The organism is Ruegeria sp. HKCCE4148, assembly GCF_017872495.1.
GTDB lineage: Bacteria > Pseudomonadota > Alphaproteobacteria > Rhodobacterales > Rhodobacteraceae > Ruegeria.
Window position 1 is genome coordinate 122,123 of the sequence record NZ_JAEDOS010000008.1, and the last position, 15,913, is coordinate 138,035.

14 protein-coding genes are annotated in these 15,913 nt (G+C 56.2%); 6 read left to right on the forward strand and 8 right to left on the reverse strand.

All coding sequences use genetic code 11. The features are described 5' to 3' along the window. From I9187_RS17975 to I9187_RS17995, 5 genes are all read right to left on the reverse strand, one after another. Complete coding sequence (locus tag I9187_RS17975) at nt 1-768, reverse strand: citryl-CoA lyase (protein ID WP_171177068.1); 768 nt, start codon at nt 766-768, stop codon at nt 1-3. After that, entirely contained in the window at nt 765-1,949 is a 1,185-nt protein-coding gene (locus I9187_RS17980) for a CaiB/BaiF CoA-transferase family protein (RefSeq protein WP_171177066.1), read from the reverse strand. Before I9187_RS17980 ends, I9187_RS17975 begins: the two co-directional genes overlap by 4 nt. Next, nucleotides 1,942-3,453 (reverse strand): tripartite tricarboxylate transporter permease, encoded by a 1,512-nt coding sequence (locus I9187_RS17985; RefSeq protein ID WP_171177064.1) that lies wholly within the window; start codon nt 3,451-3,453, stop codon nt 1,942-1,944. The genes I9187_RS17980 and I9187_RS17985 overlap by 8 nt, the downstream gene beginning before the upstream one ends. Nucleotide 3,454: 1 nt before the next feature. Continuing rightward, nucleotides 3,455-3,937 carry a tripartite tricarboxylate transporter TctB family protein gene (locus I9187_RS17990; protein ID WP_171177062.1) on the reverse strand — a complete coding sequence of 161 codons (483 nt, stop codon included), beginning with the start codon at nt 3,935-3,937 and terminating at the stop codon, nt 3,455-3,457. Between the two features lie 64 nt (nt 3,938-4,001). After that, nucleotides 4,002-4,985 carry a tripartite tricarboxylate transporter substrate-binding protein gene (locus tag I9187_RS17995; RefSeq protein WP_171177060.1) on the reverse strand — a complete coding sequence of 328 codons (984 nt, stop codon included), beginning with the start codon at nt 4,983-4,985 and terminating at the stop codon, nt 4,002-4,004. A 108-nt stretch (nt 4,986-5,093) separates the two neighbouring features. Between I9187_RS17995 and I9187_RS18000 the strand changes: the two genes are divergently transcribed. From I9187_RS18000 to I9187_RS18010, 3 genes are read left to right on the forward strand one after another with little or no spacing between them, the layout of a single operon-like run. Continuing rightward, the gene (locus tag I9187_RS18000) at nt 5,094-5,762 is read left to right on the forward strand and encodes a response regulator transcription factor (protein WP_171177058.1); all 669 of its coding nucleotides are present in this window, start codon (nt 5,094-5,096) and stop codon (nt 5,760-5,762) included. Next, nucleotides 5,752-7,119 carry a sensor histidine kinase gene (locus tag I9187_RS18005; RefSeq protein ID WP_171177057.1) on the forward strand — a complete coding sequence of 456 codons (1,368 nt, stop codon included), beginning with the start codon at nt 5,752-5,754 and terminating at the stop codon, nt 7,117-7,119. The genes I9187_RS18000 and I9187_RS18005 overlap by 11 nt, the downstream gene beginning before the upstream one ends. Beyond that, complete coding sequence (locus tag I9187_RS18010) at nt 7,098-8,105, forward strand: ABC transporter substrate-binding protein (protein ID WP_171177053.1); 1,008 nt, start codon at nt 7,098-7,100, stop codon at nt 8,103-8,105. Before I9187_RS18005 ends, I9187_RS18010 begins: the two co-directional genes overlap by 22 nt. An 11-nt stretch (nt 8,106-8,116) precedes the next feature. Here the strand turns inward: I9187_RS18010 and I9187_RS18015 are convergent, their stop codons facing one another. The 3 genes from I9187_RS18015 to I9187_RS18025 form a co-directional block, all read right to left on the reverse strand. Further along, nucleotides 8,117-9,391: an HlyD family type I secretion periplasmic adaptor subunit gene (locus tag I9187_RS18015; protein ID WP_245223290.1), complete on the reverse strand. Its 1,275-nt coding sequence runs from the start codon at nt 9,389-9,391 to the stop codon at nt 8,117-8,119. A gap of 41 nt (nt 9,392-9,432) precedes the next feature. Next, nucleotides 9,433-11,172 carry a type I secretion system permease/ATPase gene (locus I9187_RS18020; protein WP_171177050.1) on the reverse strand — a complete coding sequence of 580 codons (1,740 nt, stop codon included), beginning with the start codon at nt 11,170-11,172 and terminating at the stop codon, nt 9,433-9,435. Nucleotides 11,173-11,405: 233 nt separating this feature from the next. Continuing rightward, nucleotides 11,406-12,440 carry an AbrB family transcriptional regulator gene (locus I9187_RS18025; RefSeq protein ID WP_171238338.1) on the reverse strand — a complete coding sequence of 345 codons (1,035 nt, stop codon included), beginning with the start codon at nt 12,438-12,440 and terminating at the stop codon, nt 11,406-11,408. A 108-nt stretch (nt 12,441-12,548) separates the two neighbouring features. Between I9187_RS18025 and I9187_RS18030 the strand changes: the two genes are divergently transcribed. The 3 genes from I9187_RS18030 to tcuB are packed head-to-tail and all read left to right on the forward strand — an operon-like array spanning nt 12,549 to nt 15,698. Next, nucleotides 12,549-13,229, forward strand: a complete 681-nt coding sequence (locus I9187_RS18030) for a GntR family transcriptional regulator (RefSeq protein ID WP_171177045.1) — start codon at nt 12,549-12,551, stop codon at nt 13,227-13,229. An 11-nt stretch (nt 13,230-13,240) separates the two neighbouring features. Further along, the gene (tcuA, locus tag I9187_RS18035) at nt 13,241-14,635 is read left to right on the forward strand and encodes an FAD-dependent tricarballylate dehydrogenase TcuA (RefSeq protein WP_171238300.1); all 1,395 of its coding nucleotides are present in this window, start codon (nt 13,241-13,243) and stop codon (nt 14,633-14,635) included. Continuing rightward, on the forward strand, nt 14,625-15,698 hold the full coding sequence (gene tcuB, locus I9187_RS18040) for a tricarballylate utilization 4Fe-4S protein TcuB (protein ID WP_209509366.1): 1,074 nt from the start codon (nt 14,625-14,627) through the stop codon (nt 15,696-15,698). Before tcuA ends, tcuB begins: the two co-directional genes overlap by 11 nt. Nucleotides 15,699-15,913: the final 215 nt, after the last annotated feature.

A 15,913-nucleotide genomic window follows, 5' to 3' on the forward strand; every position in this document is an offset into this window, starting at 1 on the left:
TCATTTCGGCTTATAGGTCCAGCGATAGGTGGGTGGTGTCGGTCCCTTGTTCCTGCCCCCTTGTTGCATCTGTTCCCATGCATGGGCCAATATACCGACGGATCGGGATAGGCAGAACAGACCGCGCGCAAGCGGGGGCGCAAAACCAAGTTCGGCGTAGATAACCGCGGTTGCGCCATCTATGTTCATTGGAACGGGCTTGCCTTTGCGCCGTGCCAATTCTGCCTCGATCGCTTGGCCAATCCGCATAAACCGTCCATCACACGCTTGATCCTTTACGGCTTGAGAAGCCATTGTCATCAGACGCGGAGCGCGCGGATCCGTTGGGGTGTGAAACCGGTGGCCAAAACCAGGCAGTATCGTTCCTTCGCTTTCAATCCAGTCGTCCAATGCCTGTTCCAAGCGACCGGGATGTTCCGCAACGAAATGGTAGAGAGTTACGGCTTGCTCACCAGCCCCGCCGTGAATGTCGCCCAACATATTTACGGCGCTTGCAATCGCGTTGTTGAGAGGTAAGCCACAAGTCACGGCCATGCGTGCAGTTGCAATCGATGGTGCCTGAGGGCCGTGGTCCACCGCCGCGACCAAAGCTGCTTCGAACAATCGGGCCTGCGCGTCCGAGGGGCGATCCCCGCGCACCATGAACCAGATCATCTCCGAGAAACTGACATTTCCGATCAGGTCCTGGATCGGCTCACCGCGCATATCGATCCGGCCGGGCTCCATGTCGATGATGGATGTCGTCCACCAATCGGAAACATCGCTCATATGACCCCCTCCTTGTTCAACGCATCAATTTCTGCGTCGGACAATCCGATTTCAGACCAGATCGCATTGTTGTCAGCTCCAAGTTCAGGTGGTGCGTTTTGTGGCAAGCGCCGCGCGCCGTCCATGACAACGGGACTGCCCGCAAGCTTCATATCTTCGCGTTGAACCCGCACAGACCCGATCAGGCCACGCCCAGAAAGTTGTTCGTCTGCAAGAGCTTCGGCCACTGTCAGAACCTGCCCGGTTGGTACGCCGATGGCATTAAGTTCTCGAACCCAGTCGGTTGCGGCTCTGGTCCGCAGAGTTTGTTCCAGCGCGTCGCGCAAGGCGTGACGGTTTTGTTTGCGGTCTTCGCGGGTTGCGTAGTCGGGGTTGTTTAGCAGATCGTCCCGCCCCAGATGTCTTGTAAGGGCCTGCCACTGTTCATCTCGGTTTGCAGCGATGTTTATTGGGCTGTCGAGCGTCGCAAACGTCCCCGATGGGGCAGACGTTGTGTTTTCATTTCCATGCGCTGCGGGTGTGACGCCGCCGACTAAAAAATTCGACACGACCCAACCCATTGTGGAAACAACGGCTTCGGACATCGCAACATCCAGAAAGGTTCCACGCGGTTTCGCGTTCAACGCCGCAGACACGGCAAAGGCGGCCGTCATCCCGCCGACCGTATCTGCCAAAGGGTAGCCAACGCGGTAGGGTGCAGTGTCCGGTGCCCCGGTGATGGACATCACGCCACTGATGCCCTGAACGATCTGATCATAGGCCGGATCGTCCCGTCGCGGGCCGTCCTGACCGAACCCGGTGATGGCGCAGTAGATCAGGTTTGGATTGACCTTACGCAAGACGTCGTAGCCCAGACCAAGCCGATCCATCACACCGGGCCGGAAGTTTTCGACCAGCACATCAGCAGTTTTTACAAGCCGTTTAAGCAACGCCTTGCCTTTTGACGATTTCATGTCGAGCGTTACCGATTTCTTATCGGCGTTTTGCGCCAGAAAACTGATCCCCATGCCGGCTTTGTTTCTGTCGGGGTCAGCGCCCAGAACGCGGGCAAGGTCGCCGCCACCGGGGCGTTCGACCTTGATCACTTCAGCACCCATCAGCGCCAGTTGATAGCAGCAATACGGACCCGCAAGGACATTTGTCAGATCTAGAACCCGTATTCCTTCCAGCGGTTCAGTCACCTTCGGCGACCCCCGCGGCCCGTGCCCGTGCGCGACGTGCACGGTAGCTTGGCAGAAGCACCAGCAGCACTGCGATAACCAGCAGACCCAGCGTCATCGGACGCTCCCAGATAAATGCAATGCCGTCATAGAGCTGCATCGAACGGGCAAAGTTGTCTTCCATCATCCCACCGAGAATGAAACCGATCAGCAATGGAGCCAGCGGGTAATCGGCGAATTTCAACGCTGTGGCGCAGACACCGAAGCCAACAAGTATCAAAAGCTCAGTCGCATTGTTCTGGCCAATATAGGCCCCCATCAGAGTGAAGAACAAAATGAAGGGGATCAGATAGTTGCGTGGAACCGAGAGAACTTTGGCGATGTAAGGGATCAGCGGCAGGTTCAGCACCAGCAGAACGAGGTTGCCGATGAACATCGACATGATCACGGCCCAGAAAATCTGCGGCTCGTCCAGCATCAGACGCGGGCCGGGCGTGACGTTCAAGGCGATCAAAGCGCCAAGCAGGATCGCCGTCGTACCAGAGCCGGGAATGCCCAGCGTCAGTAGGGGCACGAATGAACCGGTACACGCGGCGTTGTTCGCTGTTTCGGGTGCGGCCAGCCCTTTGATTGACCCTTTGCCGAATTCTTCCTGCTCCTCTTTCGGCGCGATGTTGCGCTCGACCGCATAACCCAGAAAGCTGGCAATGGTTGCGCCTGCGCCGGGCAGAACGCCGATGAAGAACCCTTGAACCGATTGACGACCGACCACTGGCGCTATGGCCTTGGCCTCGGCCTTGGTGATCCGCAGGTCCTTGATTTCACCATCGTCGCCTTTCAGGTCCTTTGGTTTGAGGACTAGAAAAAGTGCTTCGGGCAAAGCGAACATGGCCATAGCAAGCGTGATGAAGCCAAAGCCTGATTGCAGATCCATAATGCCCATGGTGAAACGCGGTAGGTTGAACAACGCACCTTCGCCGACAGTGGCCATGATCAGGCCCAAAACCGTCATGATGACAGCTTTCGCCACCTGACCTGTACCTGCAAAGGCTGCAATAGCCGACAAGCCAACCACCATAAGCGCGAAATACTCGGCGGAGTGGAACAGCAAGGCCACGGAGGACAGGGCAGGGGCGAAGACCATCAAAAGGACCGCGCCCAAAGTGCCGCCCGCGAAACTTGCGATGGCCGCGATGGTCAGGGCTTTGCCCGCTTTGCCCTGTCGGGCCATTGGATAGCCGTCAAAGCTGGAGGCCACCGTGCCTGCGACCCCCGGCGCATTGAGCAGGATCGAAGAAGTTGAGCCGCCGAAGATGGCGCCATAGTAGACACCGGCCAACAGGATCAGCGCCGCTGAAGGGTCACCCATGGAAATCGCAACCGGGATCATGATCGCGATAATCGACATCGGGCCTAGGCCCGGAAGCATGCCGATGAATGTACCGATCAGACATCCTGCGATGACCATCAGCAGGTTTTGAAGTGAAAATGCCGTTTGCAGGCCGATCAGAAGTCCTTCAAGCATGTCAGCCTCCGAAAATGCCCGGCAGGGGGCGCATGTAGATGCCAAGAACTTCCTGCACCAGATACCAGACGGCACCTGTCGCGATGAAAGCGACGGGAAGCATGATATGCCACTTACGTTCACCCAGAATGAACGATCCCAGGATCAGGAAAGCCGAGGTCGAGATCAGAAACCCAACAGGGCGCAGGCAGAGGGCGTAGATCACCATCAGAGCGAGGAGCATCAGCGCCTGATCAAGATGGTAGTCACCCAACCGCCGATAATCGATATCGGCTTTTTTTGGTTCAGCCTTCTCGAAACCCAAGAGAATGATCGTGGTGGTGATGATACCCAGAATCGACAGCACTTTTGGGAAGGTGCTGGGCCAGATTGGGTTTCTCTGCATGAAAGGGGGAAGGCCGCCATCCATCGTGAACCAAGCGGCGTAGCCATATGTTAAACACACACCCAGAAGAATGAGCGCGATCCAGCGATCCAGCGCCATGAGGCCCCCTCCTTTCTTGTCGTTGGGGATGGCAGAGCGGCGGCCCGCTCTGCCGGTAGTGGTTTCAGAGGAAGCCCAGCTTTTTCATCAGATCGCCGATCTGCTGTTCCTGCTGCTCCAGGAATGACTGGAAGTCGTCGCCAGAGTTGTGGATGTTCACCCAACCGTTACGCGCACGAACCTCTTCCCATTCCGGGGTGTCGTACATCTTGGCAATCGCGGCCTGATAGGCGGCCAGCTTGTCTTCGGGCAGTCCAGGGGCTGCAAAGAAGCCACGCCAATTTACGAAGGTGGTGTCGATGCCTTGTTCCTTCATGGTCATCGCATCAGGCGCCGCATCGACGCGTTCTTCCGACGTCACGCCGATGATTTTGACTTCTCCCGCGTTCGCCAGATCAACGGCTTCTGAAAAACCGGTGGACAGCGCCGCGATCTCGCCCGACAGCAGTGCCGCCATGGCTTTACCGCCTGCATCGTAAGGGATGTATTTCACCCCAAGTGCGTCCTTACCCGCAGCTTCCATCACCATCGCGGCCACCAGATGGTCCATACCGCCGGGAACCGAACCGCCACCAATCGCAGTTCCGCCCGGATCGGCGTCAAAGGCGGCAAGCAGGTCATCCATGGAGTTGATGGGGCTGTCTTTGCCCACAACGATCGCGGCATAGTCACCGATGGTGCCCGAGACCAGAGTCAGGTCGCGGAAGTTATGCGGAAATACGCCGGTCAGTGAACGGATTACGATCGGAGTTGAGTTCACCATCAGCGTGCCGTGATTACTGTCGGCGTTTTCGATCAGATAGCCAATGGCTTTACCGCCGCCGCCACCGGACATGTTCTCGTAAGATGCCGTCCCGACCAGGCCAGCATTGGTTAGTGCTTCGCCAGTGCCACGGGCAGTGCCGTCCCAGCCGCCGCCGGCGCCACCGGGGATCAGAAAGTGGATGCTGTCCACAACCTGATGGCCATCTGCTAAAGCCGGTCCTGTCAGGCCAATTGCGGCCACAGCTGCGATCAGGGCGCGGCGGCCCAGTGTGAATGTCGTCATGATGTCCTCCCATTTGACAACCGGCCGCGTCGCGGCTCAGATTGGCGGAACAAAAACACATCAACCTGACATCAACCTGTCATGCGTCAAAAATAGTGCAAAAGCCCCATGAAGTTCCTGCTTGTTGAAGACAGTCCCGACCTTGCACGTGCGATTTGTTCCCGCATGAGGTTAGACGGGCATGTAATTGATCACGCGGCAAATTTGGATGATGCGACGGGGTTTGTGGAAACTCAGGATTATGACCTGATCCTGCTGGACATCATGCTGCCTGACGGGGATGGACGCGACTTCTTAAAACAGCATCGCGCAGGCAATCGGGACACGCCCGTCATTGTGCTGACGGCCCGCAGTCAGGTGTCGGATCGAATCGGTTCGCTGGATCTGGGGGCAGACGATTATGTCACCAAACCCTTCGATCATGCCGAGCTTGAGGCGCGTTGCCGTGCCGTTCTGCGTCGCAAATCCGGGAACGCGAAGACAAGGATCGAAGTGGGCGGTATCGTATTCGATCCACTGGCTGGCCACCTGACTGTCGGGGAACAGACCGTTTCCCTGCGAAACCGCGAACTGCGCTTGCTGGAGTTGTTCATCAACGCGCCCGGACAGGTGTTTTCCAAGCAAAAACTTACGGATCGGTTGTTTTCTTATGACGACACTGTCTCGGACAACGCGATTGAGGTCTATGTGGGTCGCTTGCGCAAGCATTTGGAGCCGTCTGAATTGAAGATCACAACACTTCGTGGTCTGGGATACAGGCTGGATCATGCCTCTTGACCCGAATGTATCAGGGTCGCTGCGGAACCGATTGGTTTTGACACTCATCGGGGGTGCTGCACTTCTTGCGTTTCTGCTTTTTGTCGCGGTCCGAAACTATGCCGCGCAGGTTGCACAACAGGGGCAGGATAATATTCTGAGCGCCTCCGTGACCTCCATACTTGATGCAGTAGCCCTGCGCGAAGGTGAGCTTGAGGTTGATATTCCATACGCCGCCTTCGCAATGCTGAGTACCCCGTCCGACGACCGGGTCTTTTATGCGATTTATCAAGACGGAGAATTTCTGTCTGGATACGAAGACCTTTTACCGTCCTCAGAGCAGTATGACGGCCGGTGGCGCTTTGAATCAAGCCAGGTTCGAGGCGAGACCATCCGTCAGGTCAGTGCCAACCGAACGTTGGTGGGGTTGGACAAGCAAACCGTCATCGAAATTGTGTTGGGGCAAACACAGGATGCGCTGGCGGAAACCCTGGATCAAATCTCACGCAATGCGGCAATCTTGGGGATAGGGTTCTTTGGCCTTGCCGCCGCTTTGTCCTTTTGGGCGACATCGTCGACCATTGGGCAGTTGAACCGGCTGACAACCTCTGTCACCCGACGAGGTCCGCAGGATCTGAGCCCATTCAGGAAACCCGTGCCCCGTGAAATGGCACCATTGGTGGCTTCGCTGAACTCATTGATGGGGCGCCTCGATCAGTCCCTGAGCCAATCCGAAGACTTTATTGCCGAGGCGGCGCACCGCGTACGAACCCCATTGGCAACAGTCAGGTCTTATGCCGATGCGACATTGCAAAGGGTAGAAAAGGAAGAAAACCGTGAAGCATTGCGTTCGATGGTGCGCGCCATTGACGAAAGCTCGCGGGCGGCAGGACAGTTGTTGGATCACGCGATGATTACGTTCCGCGCGGATCACCTTGAACGGGAAGAGATCGATCTGGTCACATTGATCCGGGATTTGGTTCAGCGTTTGACACCCATTGCTGAAATGAAAGACCTTTCGCTGTCTCTGGGCGGTGACCCTACGGTTCATTATTCGGGGGACCCGATCCTCATTCAGAATGCGGTGCGAAACATGATCGACAATGCTTTGAAATATGCACCGCCTGACAGTTCTGTTCGCATTGAAGTGACGTCGGCACCCACGGCTCAGATCCGTGTCAAAGACCGCGGGCCCGGTTTTCCGCCCAACGAAATTGACACGCTGACGCGCCGGTTCGAACGCGGCAAAAACGCAAGCGGAACCATCGGCTCCGGCTTGGGTCTGACCATCGTGCAGGATGTTGCAACAGCCCACGGCGGCGAGCTGGAATTGGCAAATCGGCAAGGGGGCGGCGCGTGCGTTACATTATCGCTCTGATTCTGGTTATCTTTCCTGTGGTTGGGTTGGCGCAAGTCTGGGAAGACAGGCAGGTTTTCAATGCAGAGGCCGGCCATACATCCCTGCGGGTGATTTCTAGCACCGACACTTTTCTTTTCGAGCCGCTAATCGCCGCGTTTCTCAAGGAAAACCCAGGTATCTCGATTGATTACATGGTGACGGGCACGGCAGATATCGACCGTGTCGTCCGCGCGGCCCCTGACGATTTTGATATCGTCATTTCCAGTGCAATGGACCTGCAACTGAAACTGGCAAATGACGGATATGGGCAGGCGATTGACAACATCCAACTACCGGCTTGGGCGCAATGGCATCAAAGTCTGTTTGCCTTTACGTTCGAACCGGCAACGATTGTGATAAATAGCGCGGCTTTTGCGGGTGGTCCCATTCCGGAAACCCGCCAACAGCTTATCGAAATACTTCGTGCGCATCCCGACGATTTTCTGGGAAGGGTAGGGACCTATGATATCCGGCAATCCGGCCTGGGTTATTTGTTTGCAACTCAGGATGCGCGCGCGTCCGAGACCTATTGGCGCCTGATGGAGGTCATGGGCGGGTTGGATGTTCGCTTGTATTGTTGTTCAGCCGATATGATTGACGATCTTGTCAGCGGAGAGATTGCTGTAGCGTACAACGTACTCGGCAGTTACGCTTCAGCACGGGCGGGCAGCAAGGATGTTCTGGAAATCATCCGACCGTCAGATTTCCAAACCACCATGATGCGAACTGCGTTGATTCTAAAAGGCACGCCTGAGGTCGAGGCGGCTTCGTCTTTTGTTCGTCACCTCGTGGAAAGCCAGTCAGACAGAGGCCGTGGCGCTTTTTCACTGCCGCCTCTGGCACCGTATGATACAGAGACCGAGCGTGAAACGATTGGCTTGGACCCCGCTCTGCTTACTTTTTTGGACAGATTGAAGCGCCGCAGATTTTTGGCGGAATGGGAAAGCGCAGTGATCCAGAATTAGCGGCGCCTGCCTTATTCGCGGAAGGCGCGATTGAAATAGTCAGCCATTGGTTTGACCAGATAAGACAGCGGTGTACGCTCGTCGGTTTTAATCAGCGCTTCTACCGGCATGCCGGGCAAAAGCTCTTGCCCGTTCAACCGGTCAATCTGCCCGTCGTTCAGCTCAACTTCGGCGCGATAGAACGTAAACCCTGATTGTTCGTCGGTGAACGTATCAGCAGAGACGTTGTATACTTGCCCGTCCAGTTCAGGTGTTTCTCGCTGGTTAAATGCGGGGAACCGCAAAGCCACTGGCTGACCAACATGCAACTGATCAACATGGATTGTGTCCACTCGGGCTGCCACCAGCAAAGGTGTGTCCTGAGGCACAATATACATCATCGGTTCCCCCGGCTGCACGACCGACTGCAACGCAAAAACCTGACTTCCGTACACTCTTCCGGTAACTGGGGCGCGAATGTCCAGACGGGTCAGGCGCTCGGACAAGGACAGCCTGCGTTCAGACAGCTCGGCAACCTGTGCCTGGACGTCCCGCAAGGTGGTGATCGCCTCTTCCCGCCGGGTTGCGGTCAGTTCGACAATCTGTATTTCGGTCGAGGCGATCTGCCCTCGAAGTCGTGCGACAGCGGCCTCCAGGCGGCCAATCTCACCGTTCAGGCTGGCTTCTTCCCGTTGGAGCGCAAGTACACGGCTGGTTTGTGTCAGTCCGCGGTTCAACAGGCTTTGCTGATCTTCCAGTTCATCTTCGATCAATTCGACCTGGCGCCGCAAAGAGACCAGTTGGGCCTGCGTGCCTTCGATCTCGCTTTCGATTTGAACAACTTGTTTGCGCAGTTGTTCATCCTGACGGGACAGCGTTTCCAGTCTGGCCTCGAAAAGGTTCTGCTGCCCGGCAATCAGGTCGGCCCCAATGCCGTATTCTTTCTGAACCTCGGTGAGCTGGGTTGTCAGTTCCGCAGGTGTCAGGCCATCCCGCTCTGCCTCTAACCTGGCGCGCCGGACTAAAAGTTCGAACAGTTGCGCCTCGACAATAGTTTGTTCGGACGAAAGGAAGGTATCGTCCAGACGCAGCAGCATGTCGCCTGAAGACACCACATCCCCGTCGCGTACGAAAATTTCTCCGACCACGCCGCCGTCAGGGTGTTCGACGACCTGCCGATTGCTTTGCACTTCGATCACCCCCGAGGACACAATAGCACCGGCCAGGCGCGTCTTGACCGCCCAATAGCCCAATCCGCCCACCAATAGGAACAGCGCAAGAAATCCGACCAGCGCAGGAATTTTCATGCTCCAGACCTGTTCTGGTTTTTTCGTTGGTTTCTTCGCCATCATTCACCTACAGGGCTGAGCTTACGCTTGATCGCGCCTGCGTTCTGCACCATCGCGTTCAGGACTTCGTCTCGGCTGCCGAACTTTACTACCTGGCCCTTTTCAACAACGGCCAGATCATCGCATTCTGAAATGGCCTGCGGTCTGTGCGTCATGATGATTGTTGACTTGCCTGCGGCTTTCAGGCCGCGGACCGCCGTGTTCAATGCATCGGTTCCATCTGCGTCCAGTGCCGAGTTCGGCTCATCCAAAATCAGAAGGACGGGATTTCCATATAGCGCTCGTGCCAGAGCGATCCGCTGTTTCTGTCCCCCGGACAATTGGCTGTCATTGCCTTCCAGAAAGGTGCCGTAACCTTTTTCCAGAGACAGAATCAACTCATGCGCGTTGGCTTTCTTGGCTGCTGCTACAACCGCCTCGGAATCCGGGTTCTCGGACATTCTGGCAATGTTTTCAGCAACCGTTCCGTTAAACAGGGTCACCTGCTGCGGCAAGTAACCGATATGGCTGCCCAGATCGTTTGGGTCGTATTGATCCAGTGTTGCACCGCCCAACCTGATTTCACCGGCGGCAGGTCGCCAAAGCCCCAGCAATGCCTTTGCCAGTGTTGTCTTTCCTGATCCGCTTTTCCCGATGACACCCAAGGCTTTGCCGGGTTCCAGCTTCAGGTTTACGTTTCGTAATGTCGGAGTTGAAGCCCCCGGAGGTATCACCGTCAGGGATTTTGCTTCGAGTTGCGCCTTCGGCACGGGAAGACGAATGCGCTTTTCTTCTGGCGGAGTATGATCCAAAAACCTGTTCAATGAGACCCAAGCCGTTCGGGCGCGTTCCACAACATTCCACTGGCCTACAGCTTGTTCGACAGGCGCCAGGGCGCGGCCAAGCAGGATCGATCCCGCAATCATCGCGCCGGGAGTCATTTCGTTTTGCAGCACCAACCATGCGCCCAAGGCCAGCATGGCTGATTGAAGAAACAGCCGTAACGATTTGGTAAGTGACGTAAAACTTCCAGTCCAGTCGCTTGCTGCGACAGACTGCGTCAAGGCATCGGATCGCTGCTTCAGCCACCGCTTTGTGACGTCTGCCTGCATCCCTTGCGAACGTACTACTTCTGCCGCTTGTCTGGCGTGCTCGGAAAAGGCATTGGCCCGCGCAGTTGCGGACTGGGCCTCGGCAACTTTCCTGCTGGTCATCGCCTGATTGAGCAGGGCGATTGCCACAAGCACCACACCGCTGCCCACGGCCAGCCATCCAAGCAGTGGGTGAAACAGGAAAATCGCGCCTAAAAAGACCGGCGTCCACGGAAGGTCCATGACTGCCAGAAGAACCGGGGACGAGCATAGGTTTCGAATGGATTCCAGATCGCGCAAAGCGGTTGCAGGGGCAGAGCGCACCTGAGGAACAAGGGACCGACGCATAGTGGCTTCGAACACACGCTCGTCCAGTTGGGATTGGAACCGTGCGCCAAACCGCGCAACGATACGGCCACGAGCAAAGTCGAGCATCGCCATAAGCGCGTAAAGCATGGCGACGAGCAAAAACAGAGCGGTCAAAGTCTCGACCGCGCGCGAGCCCAAAACCCGGTCATATACCTGCAACATGAACAGGGGACCCGTTAGCATCAGCAAATTAACGAAGATGCTGAACAGGAACGCCAGCGCTAAAAAAGCGATGCCTTGGTTCCGCACATTGCGCAGTTCGTGGCGCTGAGGCGCAGATAGGCGGTGTTCAGATTTCACTGTTTTTGATCCTAATCATTCCAGGAAGCATCGCCGCATTAAAAAAATAGTTCAGCCTTGCCAAGTTTGCACATGTTTTTTTGAGCAAGAAACCGCAAACAACACGTTAAGAACAGCGTCATTTAGCCATGGGTTCAAATTTACGCCAGGTAGACCAGCACTGCGATGGGATTTGAGTCCAGAACGAATTGACCCCTATCTCGCAAATCCCGGGTCAAAGCTGTTCCGCGCGATCAATCTCGGTTCTGTGTCCCTTTCAAAATGAGATTGGCGGCGATTGGTGCGCCGATGATGACCAAAACGATCCTTGTCAGATGGTGAGTGATCACAAAGCCCAGATCGGCGCCCGATACAATAGCCAGAACCGTCATCTCGGCCTGCCCGCCGGGGGCGAATGCCAGAAACGCTTCGACAGGGTGCCCAAGACCTAAAGTTGTGACTAAGGCGGTGAACACCGCTGCAAGGACGGCAAGCACAATGACATACGTGAAACCCGCGGCCACGACACGGCGAAGTTCGGTCCATGTTACCCCCACAAATTTCACACCGATCGCACAGCCAATAAAAAATTGCGCAGCTAAAATGGCCTCACGTGGCGGCCTGGTGTGGATGAAGTCTCCAAGGGACAGCGCTGCCGTCAGGATCATTGGCCCCAAGATCGATGCCCCGAACAGGCCGATGCGCTCGCCGCCCTTCCAACCGATAACAGCGGCGACCAACATAAGTGCCAATTCGTGTATCGGGAGGTCCCGCGCAGGCTGGCCTATGGGATTGGTTAAGTCCGCGTCGTAGAAAACTGTCAGGAATACTGGGGCTAGGGTGACGATGATCAAAACGCGCGTTCCATGTATCAGCGACAAAGTGCGCGGGTTGGCCCCTGCTTCAGTGCCGAAAATGATCATGTCTTGAAGCCCACCCGGCATTGCCGCGTAAAACGCGGTTTTTGGGTCAAAACCCCAGACTTTGCGGAAAAACGGCACACCGACCATCGCGATTAACAGGATAAAGAATGGAACCAACAGAATCGAAGAGGCCATTTTGGGCAGTTGCACAAACAAGTCAGGTGTAATCGATGCCCCGACCGCAACGCCTAGTATGGTACGCGCTGCAACCGAGACCTGCCCAAAACCTTCCATGGGGGCATGAGCCAGAGCAGCAATCAGACACGCGCTCATAGGGCCAAACAAGAAGGGCAGCGGCAAGTTCAATGCCCAAAATACACTGGTGCCCAGAACCGCCAGGCCGAACGTCAGTGCCCGTTTGGTCATCAAAGAGGGTGAATTCAAGAGGGTGGGCACAATGGAGGTTCCGGCGTCGTTGACTCAGTGTGTATCCAAATGTATACACACGGACGCAAGTAAGCAAGTGAGCCTGTGATGACGATTCAAGACGCCTCCTTCCAGCCTGGTCCACAAGGCAATTCTGCGTACCAGCGCCTGCTGGACGAGATTCGCGGGGGCACTCTTTTGCCCGGCAATCGCCTGCGCGAGATTGAATTGTCTGAACGGCTTGGTGTCAGCCGCACCCCGGTGCGCGAGGCGATCCGGCAATTGGAGGCTGACGGGCTGGTCACACATGTTCCGCGGCAGGGCGCGACAGTGCGCAGTCTGGACTACGCCGAAGTCATGGAGCTTTACGAAATGCGCGCAGTGCTGGAGGGCACTGCCGCCCGGCTGGCGGCCCGCGCGGCGTCGGACATCGAACTGGATGAATTAGGCATATTGAATGACCGGCTTGCCGAGGCGGGCACAGGTCCTGACGCGGCTCAGATCAACAGGGTTTTCCATGCCACGCTTCTGGATGCCGCCAAAAACCGGTTTCTGGCCAAATCCATGCTGTCACTGCAAAAGGCTTTGCTGATCCTTGGCCCTTCGCAATTGTTGGACAGCGACCGTGCCGACGCGGCAGTGGCGGAGCATCGGCGTATCATGGCCGCTCTGAAGGCCCGCGATGGCGCGGCGGCTGAAACGGAAATGCGCGCACACATTCAGGCCGCGCAACGGATGCGAATCCGTGCGTTACAGGAACGCGACCGCACAACCGATGAAATTCAATAGGCAGTCAGAATATGGCTACCCAAAAGAAAGCTTACGATATTGCTGTCATTGGCGGTGGAAACGCCGCCTTGTGTGCCGCGATGACTGCCGCCGAGGCGGGTGCCCGCGTATTGATCCTTGAGACCGCTCCAAAACCATATCGCGGAGGGAACTCGCGCCATACCCGGAACTTTCGGTGTATGCATGCGGGTCCGTTAGGCCCTTTGGTCGATGCGTACAGCGAGAATGAATACCTGTCCGACCTGATGAAGGTCACCGATGGGAAAACAGATGAGCATCTCGCCCGCTTGGCCATACGCACGTCCGAGGAATGTCTGCCATGGATGGAAAAGCGCGGGGTTCGCTTTCAACCGTCTCTGTCCGGGACACTTTCATTGGCGCGAACAAACGCATTCTTTATGGGCGGCGGAAAGTCTCTGGTGAATGCGTACTATAGGACAGCGGCGGCTCTGGGCGTCGACGTGCTGTATGAAGCCGCTGTGACGCATTTGGAGCTGAGCGGCGATCGGATCGAATGGGTGGATTACACCTGCGAAGGCCAGTCTCACCGCATCGCACCGAAAGCAGTCATAGTCGCCTCGGGCGGGTTTCAGGCTGACACGGATTGGCTAACCCGCGCATGGGGGGAACCCGCGAAAAACTTTCTGATCCGTGGCACTCCGTATAACCGGGGCGTAGTTCTGGCTGACCTTCTGGATCAAGGCGTCGAGAGCGTCGGCGATCCTACGCAGTGCCACGCCGTGGCCATTGACGGGCGTGCGCCGAAATTCGATGGGGGCATTGTCACGCGGCTGGACTGTGTGCCTTTTTCCATCGTCGTGAACAAGAAAGCCGAGCGGTTTTATGACGAGGGCGAAGACGTATGGCCCAAGCGCTATGCAATCTGGGGCCGATTGGTGGCGGCGCAGCCGGATCAGGTTGGTTACGTCATCATTGATGCAAAATCGCTGAACCTGTTCATGCCGTCGGTTTTCCCGCCTCTGAAGGCGGATACATTGGAAGAACTGGCCGGAATGATGGGTCTTCCGGCAGACAAGCTGTCAGAAACGGTCGCCGCGTTCAACGCGGCCTGTGGCGACACCAGTGGCTTTCATCCTACCGAATTGGATGGCGTGGCGACCTCGGGATTGAAACCACCTAAAACCAACTGGGCGCGCCCGATTACCGAACCGCCTTTTTATGGCTACTCGCTGCGCACCGGTGTGACCTTCACATATCTGGGGCTGAAGGTTGACGATACGGCCCAGTGTTCGACACCGGACGGCAAGATCAAAAACCTCTGGGCAGCAGGCGAGACCATGGCCGGATCGATTTTGGGGCAGGGGTACCTGGCTGGGTTTGGCATGACCATCGGAACCGTCTTTGGACGCATCGCAGGACGTGAGGCCGCTGCTTATGCAAATTGATCTGATGCAAGAAGCCCGCCGTCAGGCCGAGGTTTGCAACGCCTGCCGGTATTGCGAAGGCTACTGCTCGGTCTTTCCATCGCTTCATGCTCAACGCGCATTCTCGGACGGCGATATCACGCAACTGGCCAACCTGTGCCATAACTGTCGGGGCTGTTATTATGCCTGTCAGTATACGGCGCCACACGAGTTTGACCTGAACCTGCCCAAGGCTCTGGCAGAGGTACGCCGGGACAGCTGGGAAAGCTTCGCTTGGCCGCAACCTCTGGCCCAGCGGTTTCACACCCAAGGAGGGGCCATAGCTTTGGCACTGGTGATAGGGTTTGCTTTCATGTTCTTGGCTATTCGCGTGATCAGGTCTGACGGGGGGCAGGGGTTCTACGCCGTATTGTCACACAATGCGATGGTCGCAATCTTTGCGCCGGCGTTCCTACTGCCTCTTATAAGTGTCGTCGTCGGTCTGAACCGCTATTGGCGTACGGTTGGGGGTAAACCGATAAAGTGGGCAGACCTAAAAGTTGCTTTAAATCATACGGGCAAAATGCAGGATCTGGCTGCTGGACACGGTGAAGGCTGCAACTTTGAGGACGAAAACCGGTTTAGCCAAGCTCGTCGTCACGTGCATCACACGATCATGTACGGATTTCTGCTGTGCTTCGCCTCGACTTCAGTAGCGACGGTTATGCACTATGGTTTCGGAATGCACGCGCCATACGGGTTTTGGTCATTACCTAAACTATTTGGAGTCACTGGTGGCGTTCTGCTGACTATTGGTTGCGGTGCTATGGCGCTTCTCAAACAAAAGTCAGACCGCGATCTTGGTGATCCTTCGGCATGGGGAGGCGATATCGGCTTTATCCTGTTGCTGGGTTTTGTCGGTCTGAGTGGGCTTGTCCTGTACGCAATGGGGTCAACCCAGATGATGCCGGCACTTCTGGCGGTTCATCTCGGATCGGTGCTGACGTTTTTTCTGCTCATGCCTTTTGCCAAGATGGCACATGGGTTCTATCGCCTTGCGGCCCTAATTCGGGATGCACAGAGGAAACGGGTTGCAAGCGTGTAAGCAGTATCCTCTCGCGAATCTAAAACTCTTGGGTGTGGTGAGCCTTCCGTTCTAAAGTTTTATTCTGAACTCAGGCGAGGGTCGCGTTGCCTGTCTTATCATCTTCCGTGCAACATGCTGTTTTAATAGAAAGATTGCACTTTGGGTGTGAACCCACCCTAGAAGTCTCAAGGGTCGTTGCGACGTTTTCCGCTATCTCAGTTTCATCAATTCAT

Coding starts and splice junctions, on each gene's coding strand:
- I9187_RS17995 (WP_171177060.1), bottom strand. CDS start 4,985: ATGACGACATTCACACTGGGCCGCCGCGCCCTGATCGCAGCTGTGGCC.
- I9187_RS18030 (WP_171177045.1), top strand. CDS start 12,549: ATGACGATTCAAGACGCCTCCTTCCAGCCTGGTCCACAAGGCAATTCT.
- I9187_RS18005 (WP_171177057.1), top strand. CDS start 5,752: ATGCCTCTTGACCCGAATGTATCAGGGTCGCTGCGGAACCGATTGGTT.
- I9187_RS17985 (WP_171177064.1), bottom strand. CDS start 3,453: ATGCTTGAAGGACTTCTGATCGGCCTGCAAACGGCATTTTCACTTCAA.
- I9187_RS18025 (WP_171238338.1), bottom strand. CDS start 12,440: ATGACCAAACGGGCACTGACGTTCGGCCTGGCGGTTCTGGGCACCAGT.
- I9187_RS17990 (WP_171177062.1), bottom strand. CDS start 3,937: ATGGCGCTGGATCGCTGGATCGCGCTCATTCTTCTGGGTGTGTGTTTA.
- tcuB (WP_209509366.1), top strand. CDS start 14,625: ATGCAAATTGATCTGATGCAAGAAGCCCGCCGTCAGGCCGAGGTTTGC.
- tcuA (WP_171238300.1), top strand. CDS start 13,241: ATGGCTACCCAAAAGAAAGCTTACGATATTGCTGTCATTGGCGGTGGA.
- I9187_RS18015 (WP_245223290.1), bottom strand. CDS start 9,391: ATGAAAATTCCTGCGCTGGTCGGATTTCTTGCGCTGTTCCTATTGGTG.
- I9187_RS17975 (WP_171177068.1), bottom strand. CDS start 768: ATGAGCGATGTTTCCGATTGGTGGACGACATCCATCATCGACATGGAG.
- I9187_RS18000 (WP_171177058.1), top strand. CDS start 5,094: ATGAAGTTCCTGCTTGTTGAAGACAGTCCCGACCTTGCACGTGCGATT.